Raw genomic sequence first — 20,997 nt, 5'->3', positions numbered from 1 at the left:
ATGGCTGAATGGGTAAACGGCAAGGTTACGCAGGTAAAACAATGGACCGACGGGCTGTTCAGCCTGGTGGTCAACGCCCCCATCGATCCTTTCACCGCCGGGCAATTCGCCAAGCTGGCGCTGGAAATCGACGGCGAACGGGTGCAGCGCGCCTATTCCTACGTCAATGCCCCCGATGATGCCAATCTGGAGTTCTATCTGGTGACCGTACCGGAAGGCAAACTGAGCCCGCGCCTCAATCAGCTGCAGCCGGGCTCAGAGGTGATGGTAACCAAAGAAGCCGCCGGCTTCTTCGTGCTGGACGAGGTTCCCGACTGCGACACGCTGTGGATGCTGGCGACCGGCACCGCCATCGGCCCCTATTTATCGATTCTGCAACAGGGCGCCGGCCTGGAGCGCTTTAAAAACCTGGTGCTGGTGCACGCCGCGCGCTTTGCGCGCGACCTGAGCTACCTGCCGTTGATGCAGCAACTGCAGCAGCGCTACAACGGCAAGCTGCGTATCCAGACCGTCGTCAGCCGCGAAGAGGCGCCCGGTTCATTGACCGGCCGCGTACCGGCGCTGATCGAGGACGGCCGGCTGGAAGCGGCGATCGGCTTGACCATCGACGCCGAAACCAGCCACGTGATGCTGTGCGGCAACCCGCAAATGGTGCGGGACACCCAGCAAACGCTGAAAGACCACCGCCAGATGCGCAAGCACCTGCGCCGCAAGCCGGGCCATATCACCAGCGAACACTACTGGTAACCCGGCGGAAGATCAGCGGAACTTCACCGGTTCGGCTTCCGGGCCGAACCGATTGTCCCCCGGCGTACCGACGAAGGCGCCCAGATCGATCATCATCATCACGATAATCAGCGTCGGGATGAAACGCCCGACGCCCCATTGCCAGATTGGCGCCAGCATCTGCCAGTTGCCCGCCGCCAGCATCCACGCCAGGATCAGCAGTAGCGCCCACCAGCCGGCCTTGTTGCGATCGTGCAGCCGCTTGACCAGCACCGCCGCCGTCGGCCACAGCAGCGCAACGATAAAGAAGGCGATGGATTGAATGGCGACCAGCTGATAATTGGCCAACGTAAACGCCGCCGCCATCAGCACCAGCCACAGCCCCATCCAGATCCAGAAGTCGCGCCGCCCGATGCGGCCCTTAAAAGAAAAACACCACTGTTGTAACGTCATCGATTCCTGCGCTCTAAGCCTGCCCATATTCTGCGCCGCAGTGTAACATAGGCGCTGCCGGGCCGAGTTTTTCGCCCTGCATAACGCGGCACGCCGCACAGCTTTCTCGTCAGCGAACCGATAATGGCGTGGGATCTTTGACAAGGCCTGCGGGTTATCGCTTTAATCGGAGCCATCTTTGTCCTTGATGCCATACGCCATGCTGAGAAAAACCCTCGTCATCGCCTGCCTGCTGCAGGCGGCCGCCACTGCCTGGGCCGACCCGCCGGCAGGCGAAACGAAGCCCACCGCGCCTTACCTGTTGGCCGGAGCGCCGACCTTCGATCTGACGGTGGTCAAGTTCCGCGAGAAATACAATCGCGACAATCCCAAACTGCCGATTGGCGAATTTCGCGCCATTCCCTCGGCCGAAGATGATTCGCCGCTGCTGACGCGCGCCGCCAGCAAACTCAACGAAAACCTGTATGCCTCCACCGCGCTGGAGAAAGGTACCGGTAAAATCAAAACGTTGCAGATCACTCACCTGCCGCTGCAGCAGGCCAATGAAGAAAAAGCCGCGCGCGCCATCGCCATCAACTACATGGCGGCGCTGATGCGCCAGTTCGAACCGGCGTTGACGGTGGAACAGAGCCAGAACAAGGTGAACAACCTGCTGGAAAAAGGCAAAGGATCGCGCTTTTACCAACAGCAGGTCGGCGCCATTCGCTATGTCGTCTCGGACAACGGCGATAAAGGGGTAACCTTCGCAGTTGAACCGATTAAGCTGGCGCTTTCCGAGCCATAACGGCGCGGTATTTAATGACGAAAAGCAAAGCCTTCGCGCTTAATGATCTCTATACTGTTGGGCAGGTAAACTGCCGGTCCGGCAGTTGTCATTTCGACTCTCGCGTTTTCTAGTTGGAGGAAAAAACATGCGTCATCCATTAGTTATGGGTAACTGGAAGCTTAACGGCAGCACCCACATGGTCAACGAACTGATCGCCGGCCTGCGCCATGAGCTGAGCAGCGTTGACGGCTGTGGCGTCGCCATCGCCCCGCCGGTGATGTATCTGGATCAGGCCAAGCACGCGCTCGCCGGCAGCCGCATCGCGCTGGGCGCGCAGAACGTGGACGTTAACCTGTCCGGCGCCTTCACCGGTGAAGTTTCCGCCAACATGCTGAAAGACGTCGGCGCCCAGTACATCATCATCGGCCACTCCGAGCGTCGCACCTACCACAAAGAAAGCGACGAAGTCATCGCCGAGAAATTCGCCGTGCTGAAAGAAGCCGGCCTGATCCCGGTGCTGTGCATCGGTGAAACCGAAGCGGAAAACGCCGCGGGCAAAACCGAAGAAGTGTGCGCGCGCCAGATCGACGCCGTGCTGAAAACGCTGGGCGCACCGGCGATGAAAGGCACCGTGATCGCCTATGAGCCAGTCTGGGCCATCGGTACCGGCAAGTCCGCTACCCCTGCGCAGGCGCAGGCCGTGCACAAATTTATCCGTGATCACATCGCCAAGCACGATGCCGCGGTTGCCGCTGAAATCATCATCCAGTACGGCGGTTCGGTGAACGACAAGAACGCCGCGGAGCTGTTCTCTCAGCCGGACATCGACGGCGCGCTGGTTGGCGGCGCCTCGCTGAAAGCCGACGCTTTCGCCGTGATCGTCAAAGCCGCTGCCGCAGCGAAAAAAGCCTGATTGCCTTAGGCTTGCCATAAAAAAACCCCGGCTTGCCGGGGTTTTTTATTATTGCCGCTCAACCGGCATCAGCGTTTGCTGATCTCATCAAACACGCCGCCGGTGGCGAAGTGCACCTTCTGCGCTTCGGTCCAGCCGCCGAAGGTGTCATCCACGGTAAACAGCTTCAGCTGCGGGAACTGCCCGGCAAACTTGGCCGCCACCGCCGCATCGCGCGGACGATAATAGTGCTGCGCCGCGATGGTCTGCCCTTCCGGCGAATACAGATACTTCAGGTAGGCGGTCGCCACGTCGCGGGTACCACGCTTATCGACCACCTTATCCACCACCGACACCGTCGGTTCGGCCAGGATCGATTCGCTCGGCGTAATAATCTCGAACTTGTCTTTGCCCAGCTCTTTCTCCGCCAGCAGCGCTTCGTTTTCCCAGGCGATCAGCACGTCGCCGATGCCGCGCTCAACGAAGGTGTTGGTCGAGCCGCGCGCGCCGGAATCCAGCACTTCGACGTTCTTGTACAGGTTTTTGACGAAGTCCTGCGCCTTGGCCTTATCGTTGTTGTTGTGGTGCAACGCGTAGCCCCAGGCGGCCAGGTAGTTCCAACGGGCACCGCCGGAGGTTTTCGGGTTCGGGGTGATCACCGACACGCCCGGCTTGAGCAAATCGGGCCAGTCGTGAATTTGTTTCGGGTTGCCTTTGCGCACCAGGAAGACGATGGTCGAGGTGTAAGGCGCCGAGTTGTCCGGCAGGCGTTTGATCCAGTCTTTCTCGATGCGTCCGCGTTCGGCGATGGCGTCGACGTCATAGGCCAGCGCCAGCGTCACCACGTCGGCCTCGATGCCGTTGATCACCGAGGTCGCCTGTTTGCCGGAGCCGCCGTGCGACTGGCGCACCGTCACCTTGTCGCCGGTTTCCGCCTGATAGTGCTTACTGAACGCTGTGTTGTAAGCCTGATAGAACTCACGCGTCGGATCGTATGACACGTTCAGCAATTGAATATCCTTCGCCATGGCGCCGGACGCCAACAGCACCAATGTCAGACCTACACCCCATTTACGCATCGACAGGCTCTCCCAGAAAATTAAGCGCAACCTCAATCGGTTGATTTAGCATCAGAGCCTGCCAGAAACTGTCTCGGCAATTAAAGAATAAAAAATTGTGGGATAGATGATTCCGGAATATATCGCCGACGGGCATAAAAAAGCCCCCGCGAGCGGAGGCTTTTTTGTCGTGCGGTGAGCGGCGTATCAGTACAGTTTTTTCGCCGTTTCCAGCCAGTCGCCCTTGAACGGACGCTTCATGTTTTCGATCGCGTCGATGATGTCGTGGTGCACCATTTTTTCGTTCTGGATACCGACGCAGCGACCGCCGTAGCCCTGCAGCAGCAGCTCGATGGCGTAGGCGCCCATGCGCGAGGCCAGGATGCGGTCATAAGCGACCGGCGAACCACCGCGCTGAATGTGGCCCAGCACGGTGGCGCGGGTTTCACGCTTGGTTTCCTGCTCGATGTGGCGCGCCAGCTCATCGATGTCGCAGATGTGCTCGGTGATCGCCACGATGGCGTGTTTTTTACCCTTGGCGATACCGGCCTTGATTTCGCACACCAGGTCTTCGCGGTTGAATTCGATTTCAGGCAGCACGATGAATTCGCAGCCGCCGGCAATCGCCGCCGCCAGCGTCAGATCGCCGCAGTAACGGCCCATCACTTCCACGATGGAGATACGCTGATGCGAAGAGGAGGTATCGCGCAGGCGGTCAATCGCTTCCACCACGGTTTCCAGCGCAGTGAAGTAACCAATGGTGTAGTCGGTGCCGGCAACGTCGTTATCGATGGTGCCCGGCAGGCCGATGCACGGAAAACCTTCTTCCGTCAGGCGCTTGGCGCCCATGTAGGAACCGTCGCCGCCGATCACCACCAGCGCGTCGATGCCGCGATTCTTCAGGTTTTCAATCGCCTTGGCGCGCACGTTCTCATCCCTGAATTCCGGGAAGCGGGCCGAGCCGAGGAAGGTGCCGCCGCGGTTGATCATGTCAGACACGCTATAGCGGTCCAGCTGCTCCATGCGATCTTCGTACAAGCCAAGGTAGCCATCGTAAATACCAAAAACTTCCAGACCTTCTGAAAGCGCAGAACGCACAACGCCGCGGATTGCAGCGTTCATACCCGGCGAATCACCGCCGCTCGTCAGTACACCGATTTTCTTGATCATGACTACCTCTGAACTGTGTAGATGCAATTTCTTAAGAATTCTGTCTCCGCCGATCGTCTTGGAACCTCTCCGGCTGCAGAAAACCAGCTTTACGGCTTATTGCTGGATATTATATCAAAAACACCCAGCTGAATTGATTCAAGTCACGCAATATAACGGTAAAAACACCGCATGGCACGCTGAGCTAACTCAGATATTCATGATAATACTTCGATCTGTGCCTCTATCTGATTATAGCTCCCAATGCCCCCGCCTACCCGGCGGCACCACGGAGCACGGATCCAGGTGAATGATGACGTCTGCCCCCGCAAAACGGTGCCGCAACGCCTGTTCCACCTGATCGGCCAACCGATGCGCCTCGCGCAGCGGCAGCGTGTCGTCCATCTCCAGATGCAGCTGGATGAAACGCGTCGGCCCCGACTGCCTCGTGCGCAGATCGTGCGCGCCTTTCACCCCGGGCCAGGAAGAAACCACTTCGATAATCGCCTGGCGCTCGTCATCCGGCAACGCCCTATCCAACAGCGACTGCACCGCTTCATAGCCCATGCGCAGCGCGCTATAGAGGATGTAAACGCCGATGCCCAGCGCAAACAGCGCATCCGCCCGCTGGAAGCCGTACCAGCTTAGCCCAAGAGCGATAAGAATAGCACCATTCATCATGACATCTGACTGATAATGCAGCATATCTGCGCGCACCGCCTGACTGCGCGTTTTTCTGACCACCCAGCGTTGATAAGTCACCAAAATCAGGGTGCTGACCAGCGCTATCACCGTCACGACGACGCCGATGCCGGGATCGCGCAGCGTTTGCGGCGCATACAGATGCTGAAAGCCGGTGAGGAACAGAAACAGGGCGGAACCGGAAATAAACATGCTTTGCGCCAGCGCCGCCAGCGACTCCGCTTTGCCGTGGCCGAACGTGTGTTCGGCATCGGCCGGCTGCAGCGAATAGCGTACCACCAGCAGGTTGGTCAGCGATGCCGCGATATCGACCAGCGAATCCACCAGCGCCGCCAACAGACTGACCGAACCGGTGTGATACCAGGCGACGATTTTGATCAACAGCAGCGACGACGCCAGCGCGGTAGCGGCCAACGCAGCGGACTTCACCAGGCGTGCATAGCGCTGTTCCATTATGGGGGCCCCGGTCAAAAGGTGTGGCGCTCAATATAGCGAAATGCCGGATAAAAAAAACCCCGCCATCATGGCGGGGAAGACAGGGATGGTGTCTATGGCAAGGAAAAACAGGGGACTACTCAGTCGTACTTCACTTCTGGGCAGAAGCTTGTTGCAAACCAGAAATTTGTTGCTCCATCTGCTGCATACGCTGCTGATGTTTCTGGTCTAAAACACTTTTTTGCTCTGGCGTCAGCAGGTTATACATTTGGTTGCGCACCCGGGCCATTTCCACCTGGCGCTTGACCTGCTGTTGGGCCATCTTTTCCGCCTGGGCATACACGGCGGCTTCATCAAATTTCTCTGCGGTCACCAGTTTATGCATGGCTTCCATTTCAGCTACATTGACACCAGGCAGATCGTGCCGGGCCTGGCGCATCAAATCGCGCATTTGTTGGCGCTGCTGTTCGCTGAGGCTGACACCGTCAAACATGTGGTGCTGGCCGGGTATTCGGGTCATCGCGTCGTTGCCGGGAGGTTGGGCTGCATCCGGTATAGTGTCGGCAGCGAAGGCAGCGGTCGAACCAATTGCCAGCAGTGATGCCATAACTAATGCGGTCGCCTTACGCATTTCAACTCCTCAAGCTTTCTCACTTTGCGAATCAACGAGGAGCAGTGTACCGCTACACCTGAAAACCTGCGTCAGTGCATGTAAAACTACGTAAAGTCATGGAATGGCAACAGTTGATGACGTATTTTGCGTCTGGAGGTAAATCATAATGAACAAGATTCTGTTAGTTGACGACGACCGCGAGTTGACCTCGCTGTTAAAAGAACTGCTTGAAATGGAAGGTTTTAATATCGTCGTCGCGCACGATGGCGAGCAGGCGTTGTCGCTGCTGGACAGCTCCGTCGATCTGCTGCTGCTCGACATCATGATGCCGAAGAAAAACGGCATCGATACGCTGAAAGAACTGCGCCAGCATCACCAGACGCCGGTCATCATGCTGACCGCGCGCGGCAGCGAGCTGGACCGCGTGCTGGGCCTGGAGCTGGGCGCCGATGATTACCTGCCGAAACCCTTCAACGATCGCGAACTGGTCGCGCGTATCCGCGCCATTCTGCGCCGTTCCAACTGGAGCGAACAGCAACAGCAGGTCGACAGCGGCGCCCCGACGCTGGATGTCGATGGCCTGCAGTTGAACCCCGGTCGCCAGGAAGCCAGCTTCGACGGCCAGGTGCTGGATCTGACCGGCACCGAATTCACCCTGCTGTACCTGCTGGCGCAGCATCTTGGCCAGGTGGTGTCGCGCGAACTGCTGAGCCAGGAAGTGCTGGGCAAACGCCTGACCCCGTTCGATCGCGCCATCGACATGCACATCTCCAACCTGCGGCGTAAGCTGCCGGATCGCAAAGACGGGCATCCGTGGTTCAAAACCCTGCGCGGGCGCGGTTATTTGATGGTATCTGCAACATGATCAATAGTTTGACGGCACGCATCTTCGCCATTTTCTGGTTCACGTTAGCCCTGGTGCTAATGCTGGTGCTGATGGTGCCCAAGCTCGACTCCCGCCAAATGACCTCGCTGCTCGACAGCGAGCAGCGGCAGGGGTTGATGCTGGAACAACACGTCGAGGCCGAACTGCAAAACGATCCGGCCAACGATCTGATGTGGTGGCGCCGCCTGTTCCGCGCCATCGACAAATGGGCGCCGCCGGGCCAGCGCCTGCTGCTGGTCACCAGCGAAGGCCGGGTGATCGGCGCGCAGCGCAACGAAATGCAGATCGTCCGCAATTTCATCGGCCAATCCGATAACTCGGATCATCCAAAGAAGAAAAAGTACGGTCGCGTCGAGCTGGTGGGGCCGTTCGCAGTGCGCGACGGCGAAGACAACTACCAGCTGTACCTGATCCGCCCCGCCAACAGCCCGCAATCCGATTTCATCAACCTGATGTTCGACCGGCCACTGCTGCTGCTGATCGTCACCATGCTGATCAGCGCCCCGCTGCTGCTGTGGCTGGCCTGGAGTCTGGCGAAACCGGCGCGCAAGCTGAAGAACGCCGCCGATGACGTGGCGCGCGGCAACCTGAAGCAGCACCCGGAGCTGGAGGCCGGCCCGCAGGAATTCCTGGCCACCGGCGCCAGTTTCAACCAGATGGTCAGCGCGCTGGAACGCATGATGAACGCCCAGCAACGGCTGATCTCGGACATCTCGCACGAGCTGCGCACGCCGCTGACGCGCCTGCAGCTGGCCACCGCGCTGATGCGCCGCCGTCACGGTGAAGGCCACGAGCTGGCGCGCATCGAAACCGAAGCGCAGCGGCTGGATTCGATGATCAACGATCTGCTGGCGCTGTCGCGCGGACAGCAGAAGGGCGAACTGGCGCGCGAACAGCTGAAGGCCAACGAACTGTGGGCCGACGTGCTGGACAACGCCCGTTTCGAAGCGGAACAGATGGGCAAACAATTGGAGATCGTCGCACCGCCCGGCCCGTGGACGCTGTTCGGCAACGCGAGTGCGCTCGACAGCGCGTTGGAAAACATCGTGCGCAACGCCCTGCGTTATTCGCATACCCGCATCGCCGTGGCGTTCAGCGCCGACAATCAGGGCGTAACCATTGAAGTGGATGACGACGGCCCCGGCGTCAGCGCCGAAGATCGCGAGCAGATTTTCCGTCCGTTCTACCGTACCGATGAAGCGCGCGACCGCGAGTCCGGCGGCACCGGCCTCGGCCTGGCTATCGTCGAGGCAGCGGTCAACCAGCATCGCGGCTGGGTGAAGGCGGAAGACAGCCCACTGGGCGGGCTGAGGCTGGTGCTGTGGCTGCCGCTGCATCATCAACGCCTATCGGCTAAGACAGAACAGTAAGAGTTTGCTATCCTGCGCCCCTCGTTCACGAGGGGCCTGCAACATGCTGAACATCGTTTTATTTGAACCTGAAATCCCACCCAACACCGGCAATATCATCCGCCTGTGCGCCAATACCGGCTTTAATCTGCACCTGATCGAACCGCTGGGTTTTCCGTGGGACGACAAGCGCCTGCGCCGCGCCGGGCTGGACTACCATGAGTTCACCCGCGTCCGCCGTCATGCCGACTACGCCGCCTTCCTCGCCGCCGAAAATCCGCAGCGGCTGTTCGCCCTCACGACCAAGGGTACCCCGGCGCACAGCGCCGTCAGCTATCAGGCCGGCGACTACCTGCTGTTCGGCCCGGAAACCCGCGGGTTGCCCGCCGATATCCTTGATGCGCTGCCTGCGCAGCAAAAAATCCGCATCCCGATGCAGGCGCAAAGCCGCAGCATGAACCTGTCGAATGCCGTCGCGGTGGTGGTTTATGAGGCCTGGCGGCAGCTGGACTATGCCGGCGCGTTGATCAAGGCGTAATCCGCGACGACGCGCCATACTGGAAGTGGCATCGCTGCGATGCTCTTTCCAGGAACGGTACATGGCTTTCGTCGAAGATATTGTCACCCAGCTTCGTCGGCTCGAGCTGGCGCTGAACGCGGCGCTGTTGCGGCTGCAGCAAGCGCCTGACAGCGAAGCGCTGCACGACTTGCGCGTCTGTCTGCGGCGCATTCGCAGCCTGTTGCGCCCTTTGCGCGGCAGCCCCGGCGCAACGCGGCTCGATCGGGCCGCCGCCGAGTTAGGCAGGCTCACGACGCCGCTGCGCGATCTCGAGGTGCTGATCGCCGAACTGGCGCGCCATCGCCTGGATTGGCAGGCGAACGTGCGCCAGAGCGATTTTCAGGCCCGCTGCCGCCAACTGCTCGCCCATCCGCAGCTCATCGATTTTCCCTCGCTGCTGCATGCCTGGCCGCGCCGCTTTCGAAGCACTGCGCGGCACGCCGCCAAACACCGTCTGAACCGACGCCTGCAGCGCCAGCAACGACAACTGCACCGGGCGTTGGCCGATACCGGCTACGATCGCCACCGCCTGCGGCTGCTGATCAAACGCCTGCGCTACGCGGCCGAAGCCTATCCGCAACGCCTCCCCCTCTCTCCCTGCGCAGCGGCGAGTCTGAAAGCGGCGCAAAACGCCCTCGGCGAGTGGCACGACCGAGAAGTCTGGTGCCTGCAGGCCGAACACCAGGCGGATCTCTGGCCATTGTTGCCCCAGTGGCAAGCCGAGCAACGCCAGGCACTGGCCAGAGCGGATGCCGTACTCGCCGCCTTATCACCGGCGCTAGCGGCGAAAACCGGCGGCGTATCACGATCCTGATAAAAGTCCGCGACAGGGCACGCCCGGCCCCGAAAACGCCCGCTGCGGCGCAGATAATGCGCTATGTTTTTTAAGGGTAATCACCACTCATCATAGGAAAGCATATGAAGAAACCACGCTTGGGCGTTGCCATGGCGGTTCTGGCAGCGGGCCTGTTGCTGGCGGGCTGTTCGTCCAAAGTCACCCAGACATCTCAATATTCGGGCTTCTTGTCCGATTACAGCAAACTGCAGGAAACCACCTCGCCAAGCGGCCATAAAACGCTGCGCTGGATAGACCCAAGCTACAAGGAATCCAACTATCGCGGCCTCTATTTCCAACCGGTGGTCTATTTCCCGGCGGAGAAACCCACGGCGCGAGTCAGCCAGGAAACGCTGAACAAGATTAAGGCGTATGCGACCCAGCGAATTAAAACTGCGCTGCAGAACCGCTTTACCATTCTGCCAAGCCCGGCTGGCTCGCGCGTACTGGTGGCCAAGCTCGCCATCACTGCCGTTTCAGCCGAAAACGAAGACATGAAGTTCTATGAAGTGGTGCCTGTCGCCGCCGTGGTCGCCAGCACCATGGCCGCCACCGGCCACCGGACGCAAAACACCACGCTGTATATCGAAGGTGAGTTGATCGACCAGGATACCGGTAAAACGGTGATGGAAGTGGTGCGCAAGGCCTACGGCAAAACCGTCAGCAACGACAGCTCACCGGTCACGGCGGAAGACGTCAAGGCGGCGATCGACGACATCGTCACCGATATCACCAACTTCCCGAAACAGGGCTGAACGCGGTTTGAAAAACACAGGGGGAGCCGAAGCTCCCCCTGAATGGCTCAGCCAGCGGCGCTCAAATGCCGTCGCCGTACTCGAAACCGTGATTGGTGCCGTTGAAGTATTGGTCCATGTCCATCGACGGCGTATCGCTCTCCGGCCGCCCGACGATGCGCGCCGGCACCCCGGCGGCGGTGGTGTGCGGCGGTATCGCCTGCAAGACCACCGAGCCCGCGCCGATCTTCGCGCCCTTGCCCACTTCGATATTGCCGAGAATTTTGGCGCCGGCGCCAATCATCACCCCTTCGCGGATTTTCGGGTGACGGTCGCCGCTGGTTTTACCGGTGCCGCCCAGAGTGACCGACTGCAGGATAGAGACGTTGTTTTCCACCACCGCCGTTTCACCGATCACGATGCCGGTAGCGTGGTCGAGCATGATGCCGCAGCCGATGGTCGCCGCCGGGTGGATATCCACGCCGAAGGCGACGGAAATTTGATTTTGCAGGTAGATAGCCAGCGCTTGCCGACCTTGCTGCCACAGCCAGTGGCCGATGCGGTAAGCCTGCAGCGCATGGAACCCTTTCAGGTAAAGCAGCGGCGTGGAGTACTTATCGACCGCCGGGTCGCGCAGCCGCACCGCGAGGATATCGCGCGCCGCCGAAACGATCATCTGGTTGTCGGACTTATAGGCCTCTTCCACCACCTCGCGTACCGCAATCGCGGGCATGATCGGTGTCGCCAGCTTGTTGGCCAGCATATAGCTGAGCGCGCTGCCCAGATTCTCGTGCTTGAGCAACGTCGCATGGAAAAAGCTGGCCAGCATCGGTTCACAATCAGCCAGTGCTCGCGCTTCTGATTTAATGCTGTTCCAGACCTGTTCCAACTCTTCTGACGACATCACATTCCCCTCTGCCTTGCCAAACGGGCCGCTTCACACGGTAGCGCGAAGCGGCCCAGGTCATTTGCGGGGTCAGCATGCTGCCCCGGCATATCGTTTTATGTCACACGCTGGGCTTTTCGTCCTTTCGGGCGCGCCCCAGCAGGCTCAGCGCCGCTTCGCGGGCGTCTTTATGGCAGTAAAGCACCTGATAAATCTGTTCGGTGATCGGCATTTCCACGCCGTGCCGCTGCGCCAGCGCCAACACCTCTTTGGTATTGCGATAGCCCTCGACCACCTGACCGATGCTGTCCTGCGCTTCCTGCACGCCTTTGCCCTGCCCCAGCATAATGCCGAAGCGGCGGTTGCGCGATTGGTTGTCCGTGCAGGTTAGCACCAGATCCCCCAGCCCCGCCATGCCCATGAACGTCGAAGGATCGGCGCCCAGCGCAGAACCCAGACGGCTCATTTCCGCCAGCCCGCGTGTAATCAACGCGGTGCGAGCGTTGGCGCCGAAACCGATGCCGTCGGACATGCCGGCGCCGATGGCGATCACGTTCTTCACCGCGCCGCCAAGCTGCACGCCGATGAAATCGGGGTTGCTGTAGACGCGGAAGCTCTTGCCACAGTGCAGCAGCCGTTGCAGATCGTCGGCGAACTGCGCATCGGTCGCCGCCAGCGCGATCGCCGTCGGCAGGCCGGCGGCCAGCTCTTTGGCGAACGTCGGCCCGGAGAGCACCGCCAGCGGGATCGCCTCGCCCAACGCTTCACGCGCCACGTCCTGCAGCAAGCGGCCGGTTTCCGCCTCCAGCCCTTTGGTGGCCCATACGATGCGGGCGTCCGGGCGCAGATGCGGCTTCAGCTGGCGCAGCACGTCGCCGAACACGTGGCTCGGCACCACCACCAGCACGTCGCGGCTGGCAGCCAGCGCACGCGCCAAATCGGCTTCAAGCAACAGCGTATCGGGGAAAGGAACGTCGGGCAGAAACGCCTGATTGCAGCGATCGTGCTGCAACGTTTGAATTTGCGCGGGGTTATGTCCCCACAACACCACGGGATGGCCGTTACGCGCCAGCGTAATGGCCAATGCGGTGCCGTACGAGCCGGCACCGATGACAGTCATTGAAGCATTGACGGTGTTCATCAGGCATCCTGATGTGGTGCGGCACCTTCGCCTTCCGCCTGCTGCTGCAGATAGTTCATGAACAGCGCGTCAAAGTTGACCGGTGCCAGGTTCAGCTGCGGGAAGGTACCGCGGGAAACCAGGCTGGTGATGCACTCGCGCGCATACGGGAACAGGATGTTCGGGCAGTACGCGCCCAGGCAATGCGCCAGCTGCGTGCCTTCGATGCCTGCTACCGAGAAGATGCCCGCCTGCTGCACTTCGCACAGGAACGCGGTCTCTTCGCCCAGGGTCGCCGTCACGGTTACGCGCAGTACCACTTCATACACTTCGTCAGCCAGCTGGCTGGACGCGGTATCCAGATCAAGTTTAACTTCCGGCTGCCATTCCTGCTGGAAAACCTGCGGCGCGTTCGGCGCTTCGAAGGAGATGTCCTTGGTATAAATACGTTGGATCTGGAAAGCCATTTCAGTGCTGTTTTGTTCTGACATGTGAGTAATACCCTTGGTTAAACGTCCTTATTGACACTCGATGAACCGGCAAGCGGCTTAAAGCAGCGGATCCAGGCCGCCGCGAGCATCGAGTTCATATAAATCATCACAGCCGCCGATATGCCGGCCGTCGATGAAAATCTGCGGCACGGTGGTGCGCCCGCTGCGCTCGATCATCACTTCGCGCTTGGCGCTATCGCCGTCGATGGCGATCTCGTTAAACGCCGCGCCCTTGCTGTTCAGCAGCGCCTTGGCGCGATGGCAGAACGGGCAGGTCGCTTTGGTGTAGATATCAATGTTAGCCATGGATTGCCACCTCAAATAGGTTAAACGGTTACTTACCGCGCACCAGCGGCAGGTTTTCTCCGCTCCAGCCGGCAATGCCGTCTTTCAGCATAGTCACCTTTTCAAAACCGGCCTTGCTCAGGTTCTCCGCCGGCTCGCGGGAGGCGGTGCCGTTGGCGCACACGACGATGATCGGCTGCGCTTTGTGTTTTTCCAGCTCGCCCAGGCTGCCGTTTTTGATTTCGCTGGCGGTCAGGTTGATGGCGTTGGCCAGGTGACCACGGCGGAAATCGTCGCGGCTGCGGGTGTCGACCACCACGGCTTCTTCTTTGTTGATCAGACGAATAGCTTCACCGCGGGCGATCTCTTTGACCTTGGAGAAACGGCTTTTGAACGTCATGACGATCACGGCGACCAGCAGAGCGATCCAAGCCAGGCTCAGAATAGGGTGTCTGCTTACAAATGGCATAATTTCTTGCAGCATGGGGTGTAACAACTCCCGTCAGTTAAGGGATAAATAAGTCAAGGTTCCAGAGTATACCTGCCGAGTGCGGCAAATACAGCCAATAAGCAAGCGCGATTGTAGAAACTGCGGGCTGCGCTGAGAAATTCCCGACGTCAGAGCATAAAAGCCCGCGCGATTCGCCGCAACCTTGATCTCTTTGGGCTATTTATCGCCGGCGGCGGTGTAAAATCAGCCGGTTTTTCGAGGGCGAATAGCCATGCTTGCGGCGGGCGCATGGCTATTCGCAGCTTAAAAAGTTCATAAGAGGTCAATGCAATGTCGAGCAACAAAAAACCGATGGTACTGGTGATCCTGGACGGTTACGGCCACCGTGAAGAGCGGGAGGACAACGCGATCCTGAACGCCGGCACCCCGGTGATGGATCGCCTGTGGAAGGAGCAGCCGCATACGCTGATCGCCGCTTCCGGGCTGGATGTCGGCCTGCCCGACGGGCAAATGGGCAACTCCGAAGTCGGTCATGTCAACCTGGGCGCCGGGCGCATCGTGTATCAGGATCTGACCCGGCTGGACAAAGCGATCGCCGACGGCGACTTCTTCGCCAACCCGGTGCTGACTGCCGCCGTCGACAAGGCAGTGGCGGCCGGCAAGGCGGTGCATATCATGGGCCTGCTGTCGCCGGGCGGCGTGCACAGCCACGACGAGCACATCCTGGCCATGATCAAGCTGGCCGCCCAGCGCGGCGCCAAAGCCATCTATCTGCACGCCTTCCTCGACGGGCGCGACACCCCGCCACGCAGCGCCGAAGCCCCGCTGCAACGCTGCCGCGATGCCTTCGCCGCGCTGGGCGTCGGGCGCATCGCTTCGCTGATCGGGCGTTATTACGCGATGGACCGCGACAACCGCTGGGATCGCGTGCAGCTGGCCTATGACCTGCTGACCGCGGCCAAAGGCGACTACCTGGCCGACGATGCGGCTGCCGGCTTGCAGGCCGCCTATGAACGCGGTGAAAACGACGAGTTCGTCAGACCGACCGTCATTCGCGCCGCCGGTGAGGCCGATGCCGCGATGCAGGACGGCGACGCGTTGATCTTCATGAACTTCCGCGCCGACCGCGCGCGCCAGATCACCCGCGCCTTCGTGAACGCGGATTTTGACGGTTTCCCGCGCGCCAAGCGGGTGCAGTTCGGCGATTTCGTGATGCTGACCGAGTACGCTGCCGACATCGCGACCGCCTGCGCCTATCCGCCGGCGTCGCTGGCCAACACCTTCGGCGAATGGCTGATGAAGCACGACAAAACCCAGCTGCGCATCTCGGAAACCGAAAAATACGCCCACGTCACCTTCTTCTATAACGGCGGCGTGGAAGCGCCGTTCAAGGGCGAAGACCGCGTGCTGGTCAACTCGCCGAAGGTCGCCACCTACGATCTGCAGCCGGAGATGAGCGCCGCCGAGCTGACCGACAAGCTGCTGAGCGCCATCCGCAGCGGCAAATACGACGCCATTATCTGCAACTACCCGAACGGCGACATGGTGGGGCATACCGGCGTGTATGAAGCGGCGGTCAAAGCGGTGGAAACGCTGGACGCGTGCATCGCTCAGGTGGTTGACGCCGTGCGCGACGTCGATGGCCAGCTGCTGATCACCGCCGATCACGGCAACGCCGAACAGATGCGCGATCCGGCCACCGGGCAGGCGCACACCGCCCACACCAGCCTGCCGGTGCCGCTGATTTACGTCGGCAAACCGGCGCGGGCGGTCGAAGGCGGCAAGCTTTCGGACATCGCGCCAACCCTGCTAACACTGATGGGAATGGAAATCCCGCAAGAGATGACTGGTAAGCCGCTGTTCATCGTGGAATAATCCTTCTCCATGAGGGAGAAGGCGTTTTTTGCACTATCAAGGGTAACCCGAAGCGCAAACGCAGGCAGCCGACCGCTGCCTGAACGCACCGCGCCAAGGACGTTCACCGCCATGTGCGCCAGCGTATTTTGCGCTGGCGTCTTGCTGTTGCCGCTCGCCGGCCAGGCGGCGGAAGACAATAAATCCCAGCTGAAAGACATCCAGCAGAGCATCGCCGAGAAAGAAAAAGCGGTGAAGCAGCAACAACAGCAGCGCAGCTCGCTGCAGGATCAGCTGCGTCAGCAGGAAAAAACCATCGCCCAGGCCAGCCGCCAGTTGCGCGACACCCAGGGCACGCTCACCCAGCTGGGCAAGGACATTTCCGGCCTGAACGCCTCGATCGCCAAGCTGCAAAAGCAGCAGTCGACCCAACAAAACCTCCTCGCCAAACAGCTCGACGCCGCCTTCCGGCAAGGGCAGCACAGCGCCGTGCAGCTGATCCTCAGCGGTGAAGAAAGCCAGCGCAGCGAACGTATTCTGGCCTATTTCGGCTATCTGAACGAAGCGCGTCAGAAAACCATCGAAGAGCTGAAGCAGACCCGCGCTGAACTGGCGAAGCAAAAAACCACGCTGGTGGCCAAACAGGGCCAGCAAAAATCCCTCCTGGGCGAGCAACAGACGCAGCAGCAGAAGCTGGAGCAGGCGCGCGGCGCCCGCAAGCAAACGCTGACCGCGCTGGAAGCCTCGCTGGAAAAAGACCAACAACGCCTGGTGGAACTGCGCCAGAACGAAGCCCGCATGCGCGACAAGATCGCCCGGGCGGAGCGCGAAGCCCGTGCGCGCGCCGAACGCGAAGCGCGTGAAGCGGCCAAGGTGCGCGAACAGGTGCGCATCAAGGAACAGCAGGCGAAGAAAACCGGCACCACCTACAAACCGAGCGAAGCCGATCGCTCGCTGATGGCGCGTACCGGCGGCCTCGGTCGTCCGGCCGGCCAGCTGATGTGGCCGGTGCGCGGCCGCACGCTGCACGGCTTTGGCGAACCGCAGCAGGGCGAGCTACACTGGAAAGGCATGGTGATTGAAGCCCGCGAAGGCAGCGAAGTGAAAGCCGTCGCCGATGGCCGCGTGCTGCTGGCCGACTGGCTGCAAGGCTATGGCCTGATGGTGGTGGTCGAACACGGTAAAGGCGACATGAGCGTGTACGGCTACAACCAAAGCGCGTTGGTCAACGTCGGGGCGCAGGTGCGCGCCGGCCAGCCGATCGCTCTGGTAGGCACCAGCGGCGGCCAGGGAACGCCGTCGCTCTATTTCGAAATCCGTCGTCAGGGACAGGCGGTTAACCCACTGCCGTGGTTGGGAAGATAGATTTGCGCTATGTCAAAACCCGTACAGCTCTGTTAATCGGCTGTCTGCTGCAGGTTTACGCTGCGCAGGCAGGGAAACTCTCCATCGTCATCGATGACGTGGGCTACCGCCCTCACGAAGAAAACGCGGTGCTGCAAATGCCGACGGCGATCTCGGTCGCGGTGTTGCCCAACGCGCCGCATGCCCGCCTGATGGCCACCCGCGCCCACAGCCAGGGCCGCGAAGTCTTGATCCACATGCCGATGGCGCCGCTCAGCAAGCAGCCGCTGGAGCGCGATACTCTGCAGCCCTCCATGAGCAGCGAAGAGATCCAGCGCATCATCCGCAACGCGGTGAACAACGTGCCTTATGCGGTCGGCATGAACAACCACATGGGCAGCGCCATGACCTCCAGCCTGCCGGGCATGCAGAAAGTGATGCAGGCGCTCGAAAGCTATCGTCTGTATTTCCTCGACAGCATGACCATCGGCAGCAGTCAGGCAACCCGCGCTGCGGCCGGCACCGGCGTGAAAGTGATCAAACGCAAGGTGTTCCTCGACGATACCGCAAACGAGGCCGACATCCGCCGTCAGTTCAACCGCGCGGTCGAATTGGCGCGGCGCAACGGCTCCGCCATCGCCATTGGCCACCCGCGCCCGGCGACGGTGAAAGTGCTGCAGCAGATGCTGCCGTCGCTGCCCGCCGATATCGTGCTGGTCAAGCCGAGCGCACTGCTGAACGAACCGCAGGGCAACGGCGGCGGCAGCTACGTCCCACCGCCGGTTAAACCGCAGAAACCGCAGCCGAAGAACCCGTTCAGCGGCGGCATCAAGCAGTGCAAGGTCAAACCGCCGAAGGAAAGTACCAACGCCGGCACCGCGCTGGGCGTCATCGCCGACAGCATCGCCACTTCGCCACCGGTGACCTTCATCAAGCGTCATTGGCAGCACTGGACGCAAGCCAAACCGCAAGCATAAAAAAAGGGCCGGAATTCCGGCCCTTTTCACGTCTGCCGAGATTAATCCCAGCTCAGCACCACTTTGCCCGACTTGCCGGAGCGCATGGCGTCGAAGCCCTGCTGGAACTCGTCGATCGAGAAACGGTGGGTGATGATCGGGGTCAAATCCAGGCCGGACTGGATCAGCGCCGCCATCTTGTACCAGGTCTCGAACATTTCGCGACCGTAAATCCCTTTGATAAACAGCCCTTTGAAGATGACCTGGTTCCAGTCGATCGACATATCCGAAGGCGGAATGCCCAGCATGGCGATGCGGCCGCCGTGGTTCATCGCATTAAGCAGCGTGCGGAAGGCCGGCGGCGCGCCGGACATTTCCAGGCCGACGTCGAACCCTTCGGTCATGCCCAGTTCGGCCATCACGTCGCTGAGGTTTTCCTTGCTGACGTTCACCGCGCGGGTCACGCCCATCTTGCGCGCCAGTTCCAGACGGTATTCGTTAACGTCGGTGATCACCACATGGCGAGCACCGACGTGTTTGCACACCGCCGCCGCCATGATACCGATCGGGCCGGCGCCGGACACCAGCACATCTTCCCCGACCAGATCGAACGACAGCGCGGTGTGCACCGCGTTACCGAACGGATCGAAGATCGAAGCCAGTTCGTCGGAGATGTTATCCGGGATCTTGAAGGCGTTGAACGCCGGGATCACCAGGTATTCCGCGAAGCTGCCCGGACGGTTCACGCCCACGCCGACGGTGTTGCGGCACAGGTGTGTGCGGCCGCCGCGGCAGTTGCGGCAATGGCCGCAGGTGATATGCCCTTCGCCGGACACGCGATCGCCGATGCTGAAGCCTTTGACTTCCTGACCGATCGCCACCACTTCGCCCACGTATTCATGGCCGACCACCATCGGGACCGGAATGGTTTTTTGCGACCACTCGTCCCAGTTGTAGATATGCACATCGGTGCCGCAGATCGCGGTTTTGCGGATTTTGATCATGATGTCGTTGTGGCCCAGCTCCGGCTGAGGCACGTCGGTCATCCAAATCCCTTCTTCCGCTTTCAGTTTTGACAGTGCTTTCATGGTTTTACCTTATGCAATAACGCCAAGATCCTTACCGATACGTGTAAACGCCGCCACTGCGCGTTCGATTTGCTCCGGGGTGTGGTCGGCAGACATCTGGGTACGGATGCGCGCCTGGCCTTTCGGCACCACCGGATAGAAGAAACCGGTCACATAGATGCCTTCCTTGAGCAACGCATTGGCGAACTCCTGCGCCAGCTTCGCCTCACCCAGCATCACCGGGATGATGGCGTGATCGGCGCCGGCCAGGGTGAAGCCGGCGGCGGTCATTTTTTCGCGGAACAGCCGCGCGTTGGCCCACAGGCGATCGCGCAGGGCATCGCCCTCTTCCAGCAGTTCCAGCACTTTGATCGATGCGGCGACGATCGCCGGCGCCAGCGAGTTGGAGAACAGGTACGGGCGCGAACGCTGGCGCAGCCACTCCACCACTTCTTTCTTGGCGGCGGTGTAGCCGCCGGAAGCGCCGCCCAGCGCCTTGCCTAACGTACCGGTGATGATATCGACGCGGCCCATCACTTCGCAGTATTCATGAGTACCGCGCCCGTTGGCGCCGACAAAGCCTACCGCGTGGGAGTCATCCACCATCACCAGCGCCTGATATTCGTCCGCCAGATCGCACACCCCTTTCAGGTTGGCGATCACGCCGTCCATCGAGAATACGCCGTCGGTGGCGATCAGAATGTGACGCGCGCCGTCGGCTTTGGCCTGCTTCAGCTGCGCGGCCAGCTCGGTCATGTCGTTATTGGCGTAGCGATAGCGCTTGGCCTTGCACAGGCGCACGCCGTCGATGATCGACGCGTGGTTCAGCGCATCGGAGATAATGGCGTCTTCCGGGCCAAGTAGGGTTTCGAACAACCCGCCGTTGGCGTCGAAGCAGGAGGAGTACAGGATCGCGTCTTCCATACCCAGGAAGGCCGCCAGTTTCTGTTCCAGCTGTTTGTGGCTGTCCTGAGTGCCGCAGATGAAGCGCACCGACGCCATGCCGAAACCGTGGCTGTCCATCCCCGACTTGGCGGCGGCGATCAGCGCCGGATGGTTGGCCAAGCCCAGGTAGTTATTGGCGCAGAAGTTGATCACATGGCTGCCGTCGGCGACGGCGATATCCGCCTGTTGCGCGGAGGTGATGATGCGTTCTTCCTTGAACAGCCCTTCACTGCGAGTGGCGGCAAGCTGTTGTTCCAACTGCTGATAAAAAGACGCTGACATTCGGTTATCTCCAGGATTGGGCTATTTGCGGCATATTTTACTGATTTGTAACCAAACTGACGAGAATGCGCGGGAGAGAATATTAAAATTGCAGCAGATATCACGGCAAAAAGCGGACTTCAATGGCAATGCGGGATATTCGGAGCCCTTACGCTGTTT

Annotated in this window: 23 protein-coding genes; 11 read left to right on the top strand and 12 right to left on the bottom strand. The window is 60.5% G+C overall.

The annotated features are described in order from the left end of the window. Positions 1–747 (top strand): ferredoxin--NADP(+) reductase, encoded by a 747-nt coding sequence (fpr, locus tag AAIE04_RS08710; protein WP_019452230.1) that lies wholly within the window; start codon positions 1–3, stop codon positions 745–747. Positions 748–759: 12 nt separating this feature from the next. Here the strand turns inward: fpr and AAIE04_RS08705 are convergent, their stop codons facing one another. Then, entirely contained in the window at positions 760–1,179 is a 420-nt protein-coding gene (locus AAIE04_RS08705) for a DUF805 domain-containing protein (RefSeq protein WP_019452229.1), read from the bottom strand. Between the two features lie 199 nt (positions 1,180–1,378). Here AAIE04_RS08705 and AAIE04_RS08700 point away from each other — a divergent pair, with 199 nt between their 5' ends. Further along, positions 1,379–1,963 carry a DUF1454 family protein gene (locus AAIE04_RS08700; RefSeq protein WP_019452228.1) on the top strand — a complete coding sequence of 195 codons (585 nt, stop codon included), beginning with the start codon at positions 1,379–1,381 and terminating at the stop codon, positions 1,961–1,963. A 127-nt stretch (positions 1,964–2,090) separates the two neighbouring features. Continuing rightward, positions 2,091–2,858, top strand: coding sequence for a triose-phosphate isomerase (gene tpiA / locus AAIE04_RS08695; protein WP_025160373.1), 768 nt, complete (start codon positions 2,091–2,093; stop codon positions 2,856–2,858). A 68-nt stretch (positions 2,859–2,926) separates the two neighbouring features. On the opposite strand, the gene AAIE04_RS08690 is transcribed toward tpiA, so the two are convergent. The 4 genes from AAIE04_RS08690 to cpxP form a co-directional block, all read right to left on the bottom strand. Then, on the bottom strand, positions 2,927–3,916 hold the full coding sequence (locus AAIE04_RS08690) for a sulfate ABC transporter substrate-binding protein (RefSeq protein ID WP_025160374.1): 990 nt from the start codon (positions 3,914–3,916) through the stop codon (positions 2,927–2,929). Between the two features lie 186 nt (positions 3,917–4,102). Beyond that, positions 4,103–5,065, bottom strand: a complete 963-nt coding sequence (gene pfkA, locus AAIE04_RS08685; protein WP_004931116.1) for a 6-phosphofructokinase — start codon at positions 5,063–5,065, stop codon at positions 4,103–4,105. Between the two features lie 231 nt (positions 5,066–5,296). Beyond that, positions 5,297–6,199, bottom strand: a complete 903-nt coding sequence (gene fieF, locus AAIE04_RS08680; protein WP_154747628.1) for a CDF family cation-efflux transporter FieF — start codon at positions 6,197–6,199, stop codon at positions 5,297–5,299. 133 nt (positions 6,200–6,332) lie between these two features. Further along, entirely contained in the window at positions 6,333–6,812 is a 480-nt protein-coding gene (gene cpxP / locus AAIE04_RS08675; protein ID WP_063918327.1) for a cell-envelope stress modulator CpxP, read from the bottom strand. Positions 6,813–6,960: 148 nt separating this feature from the next. Between cpxP and cpxR the strand changes: the two genes are divergently transcribed. The 5 genes from cpxR to AAIE04_RS08650 all read left to right on the top strand — a co-directional run bounded on the left by cpxR (position 6,961) and on the right by AAIE04_RS08650 (position 11,178). Then, positions 6,961–7,659 (top strand): envelope stress response regulator transcription factor CpxR, encoded by a 699-nt coding sequence (cpxR, locus tag AAIE04_RS08670; RefSeq protein WP_004931124.1) that lies wholly within the window; start codon positions 6,961–6,963, stop codon positions 7,657–7,659. Next, positions 7,656–9,050: an envelope stress sensor histidine kinase CpxA gene (gene cpxA / locus AAIE04_RS08665; RefSeq protein ID WP_019452223.1), complete on the top strand. Its 1,395-nt coding sequence runs from the start codon at positions 7,656–7,658 to the stop codon at positions 9,048–9,050. The genes cpxR and cpxA overlap by 4 nt, the downstream gene beginning before the upstream one ends. Before the next feature lie 43 nt (positions 9,051–9,093). Then, positions 9,094–9,567, top strand: coding sequence for a tRNA (uridine(34)/cytosine(34)/5-carboxymethylaminomethyluridine(34)-2'-O)-methyltransferase TrmL (gene trmL, locus AAIE04_RS08660; RefSeq protein ID WP_019452222.1), 474 nt, complete (start codon positions 9,094–9,096; stop codon positions 9,565–9,567). Between the two features lie 61 nt (positions 9,568–9,628). Beyond that, positions 9,629–10,402: a CHAD domain-containing protein gene (locus tag AAIE04_RS08655; protein ID WP_498576800.1), complete on the top strand. Its 774-nt coding sequence runs from the start codon at positions 9,629–9,631 to the stop codon at positions 10,400–10,402. 104 nt (positions 10,403–10,506) lie between these two features. Continuing rightward, positions 10,507–11,178 (top strand): DUF3313 domain-containing protein, encoded by a 672-nt coding sequence (locus AAIE04_RS08650; protein WP_063918325.1) that lies wholly within the window; start codon positions 10,507–10,509, stop codon positions 11,176–11,178. Between the two features lie 61 nt (positions 11,179–11,239). Here the strand turns inward: AAIE04_RS08650 and cysE are convergent, their stop codons facing one another. The 5 genes from cysE to AAIE04_RS08625 all read right to left on the bottom strand — a co-directional run bounded on the left by cysE (position 11,240) and on the right by AAIE04_RS08625 (position 14,423). Further along, complete coding sequence (gene cysE, locus AAIE04_RS08645; RefSeq protein ID WP_004931135.1) at positions 11,240–12,061, bottom strand: serine O-acetyltransferase; 822 nt, start codon at positions 12,059–12,061, stop codon at positions 11,240–11,242. A gap of 103 nt (positions 12,062–12,164) precedes the next feature. After that, entirely contained in the window at positions 12,165–13,184 is a 1,020-nt protein-coding gene (gene gpsA / locus AAIE04_RS08640) for an NAD(P)H-dependent glycerol-3-phosphate dehydrogenase (RefSeq protein WP_019452219.1), read from the bottom strand. Beyond that, the gene (gene secB / locus AAIE04_RS08635) at positions 13,184–13,654 is read right to left on the bottom strand and encodes a protein-export chaperone SecB (RefSeq protein ID WP_004931139.1); all 471 of its coding nucleotides are present in this window, start codon (positions 13,652–13,654) and stop codon (positions 13,184–13,186) included. The genes gpsA and secB overlap by 1 nt, the downstream gene beginning before the upstream one ends. Positions 13,655–13,711: 57 nt before the next feature. Next, positions 13,712–13,960: a glutaredoxin 3 gene (gene grxC, locus AAIE04_RS08630; protein WP_019452217.1), complete on the bottom strand. Its 249-nt coding sequence runs from the start codon at positions 13,958–13,960 to the stop codon at positions 13,712–13,714. Between the two features lie 28 nt (positions 13,961–13,988). Beyond that, complete coding sequence (locus AAIE04_RS08625) at positions 13,989–14,423, bottom strand: rhodanese-like domain-containing protein (protein ID WP_015379424.1); 435 nt, start codon at positions 14,421–14,423, stop codon at positions 13,989–13,991. A 297-nt stretch (positions 14,424–14,720) separates the two neighbouring features. Between AAIE04_RS08625 and gpmM the strand changes: the two genes are divergently transcribed. Genes gpmM through AAIE04_RS08610 form a run of 3 tightly spaced genes read left to right on the top strand, consistent with a single transcriptional unit; the run spans position 14,721 to position 18,565 of the window. Beyond that, a complete protein-coding gene (gpmM, locus tag AAIE04_RS08620; protein WP_019452216.1) occupies positions 14,721–16,265 on the top strand; it encodes a 2,3-bisphosphoglycerate-independent phosphoglycerate mutase in 1,545 nt (514 codons plus the stop codon). A gap of 9 nt (positions 16,266–16,274) precedes the next feature. Then, the gene (gene envC / locus AAIE04_RS08615) at positions 16,275–17,609 is read left to right on the top strand and encodes a murein hydrolase activator EnvC (protein WP_498576799.1); all 1,335 of its coding nucleotides are present in this window, start codon (positions 16,275–16,277) and stop codon (positions 17,607–17,609) included. A gap of 2 nt (positions 17,610–17,611) precedes the next feature. Further along, complete coding sequence (locus AAIE04_RS08610) at positions 17,612–18,565, top strand: divergent polysaccharide deacetylase family protein (protein ID WP_309530744.1); 954 nt, start codon at positions 17,612–17,614, stop codon at positions 18,563–18,565. 41 nt (positions 18,566–18,606) lie between these two features. Here the strand turns inward: AAIE04_RS08610 and tdh are convergent, their stop codons facing one another. Then, positions 18,607–19,632 (bottom strand): L-threonine 3-dehydrogenase, encoded by a 1,026-nt coding sequence (gene tdh, locus AAIE04_RS08605; protein ID WP_016929697.1) that lies wholly within the window; start codon positions 19,630–19,632, stop codon positions 18,607–18,609. 9 nt (positions 19,633–19,641) lie between these two features. Next, complete coding sequence (gene kbl, locus AAIE04_RS08600) at positions 19,642–20,838, bottom strand: glycine C-acetyltransferase (RefSeq protein ID WP_004931154.1); 1,197 nt, start codon at positions 20,836–20,838, stop codon at positions 19,642–19,644. Positions 20,839–20,997 lie beyond the last annotated feature (159 nt).

The organism is Serratia sp. Ae19-1, assembly GCF_059801225.1.
Note: the sequence above shows the minus strand (reverse complement) of the source record. Positions and strands in the feature narration are given on the sequence as shown.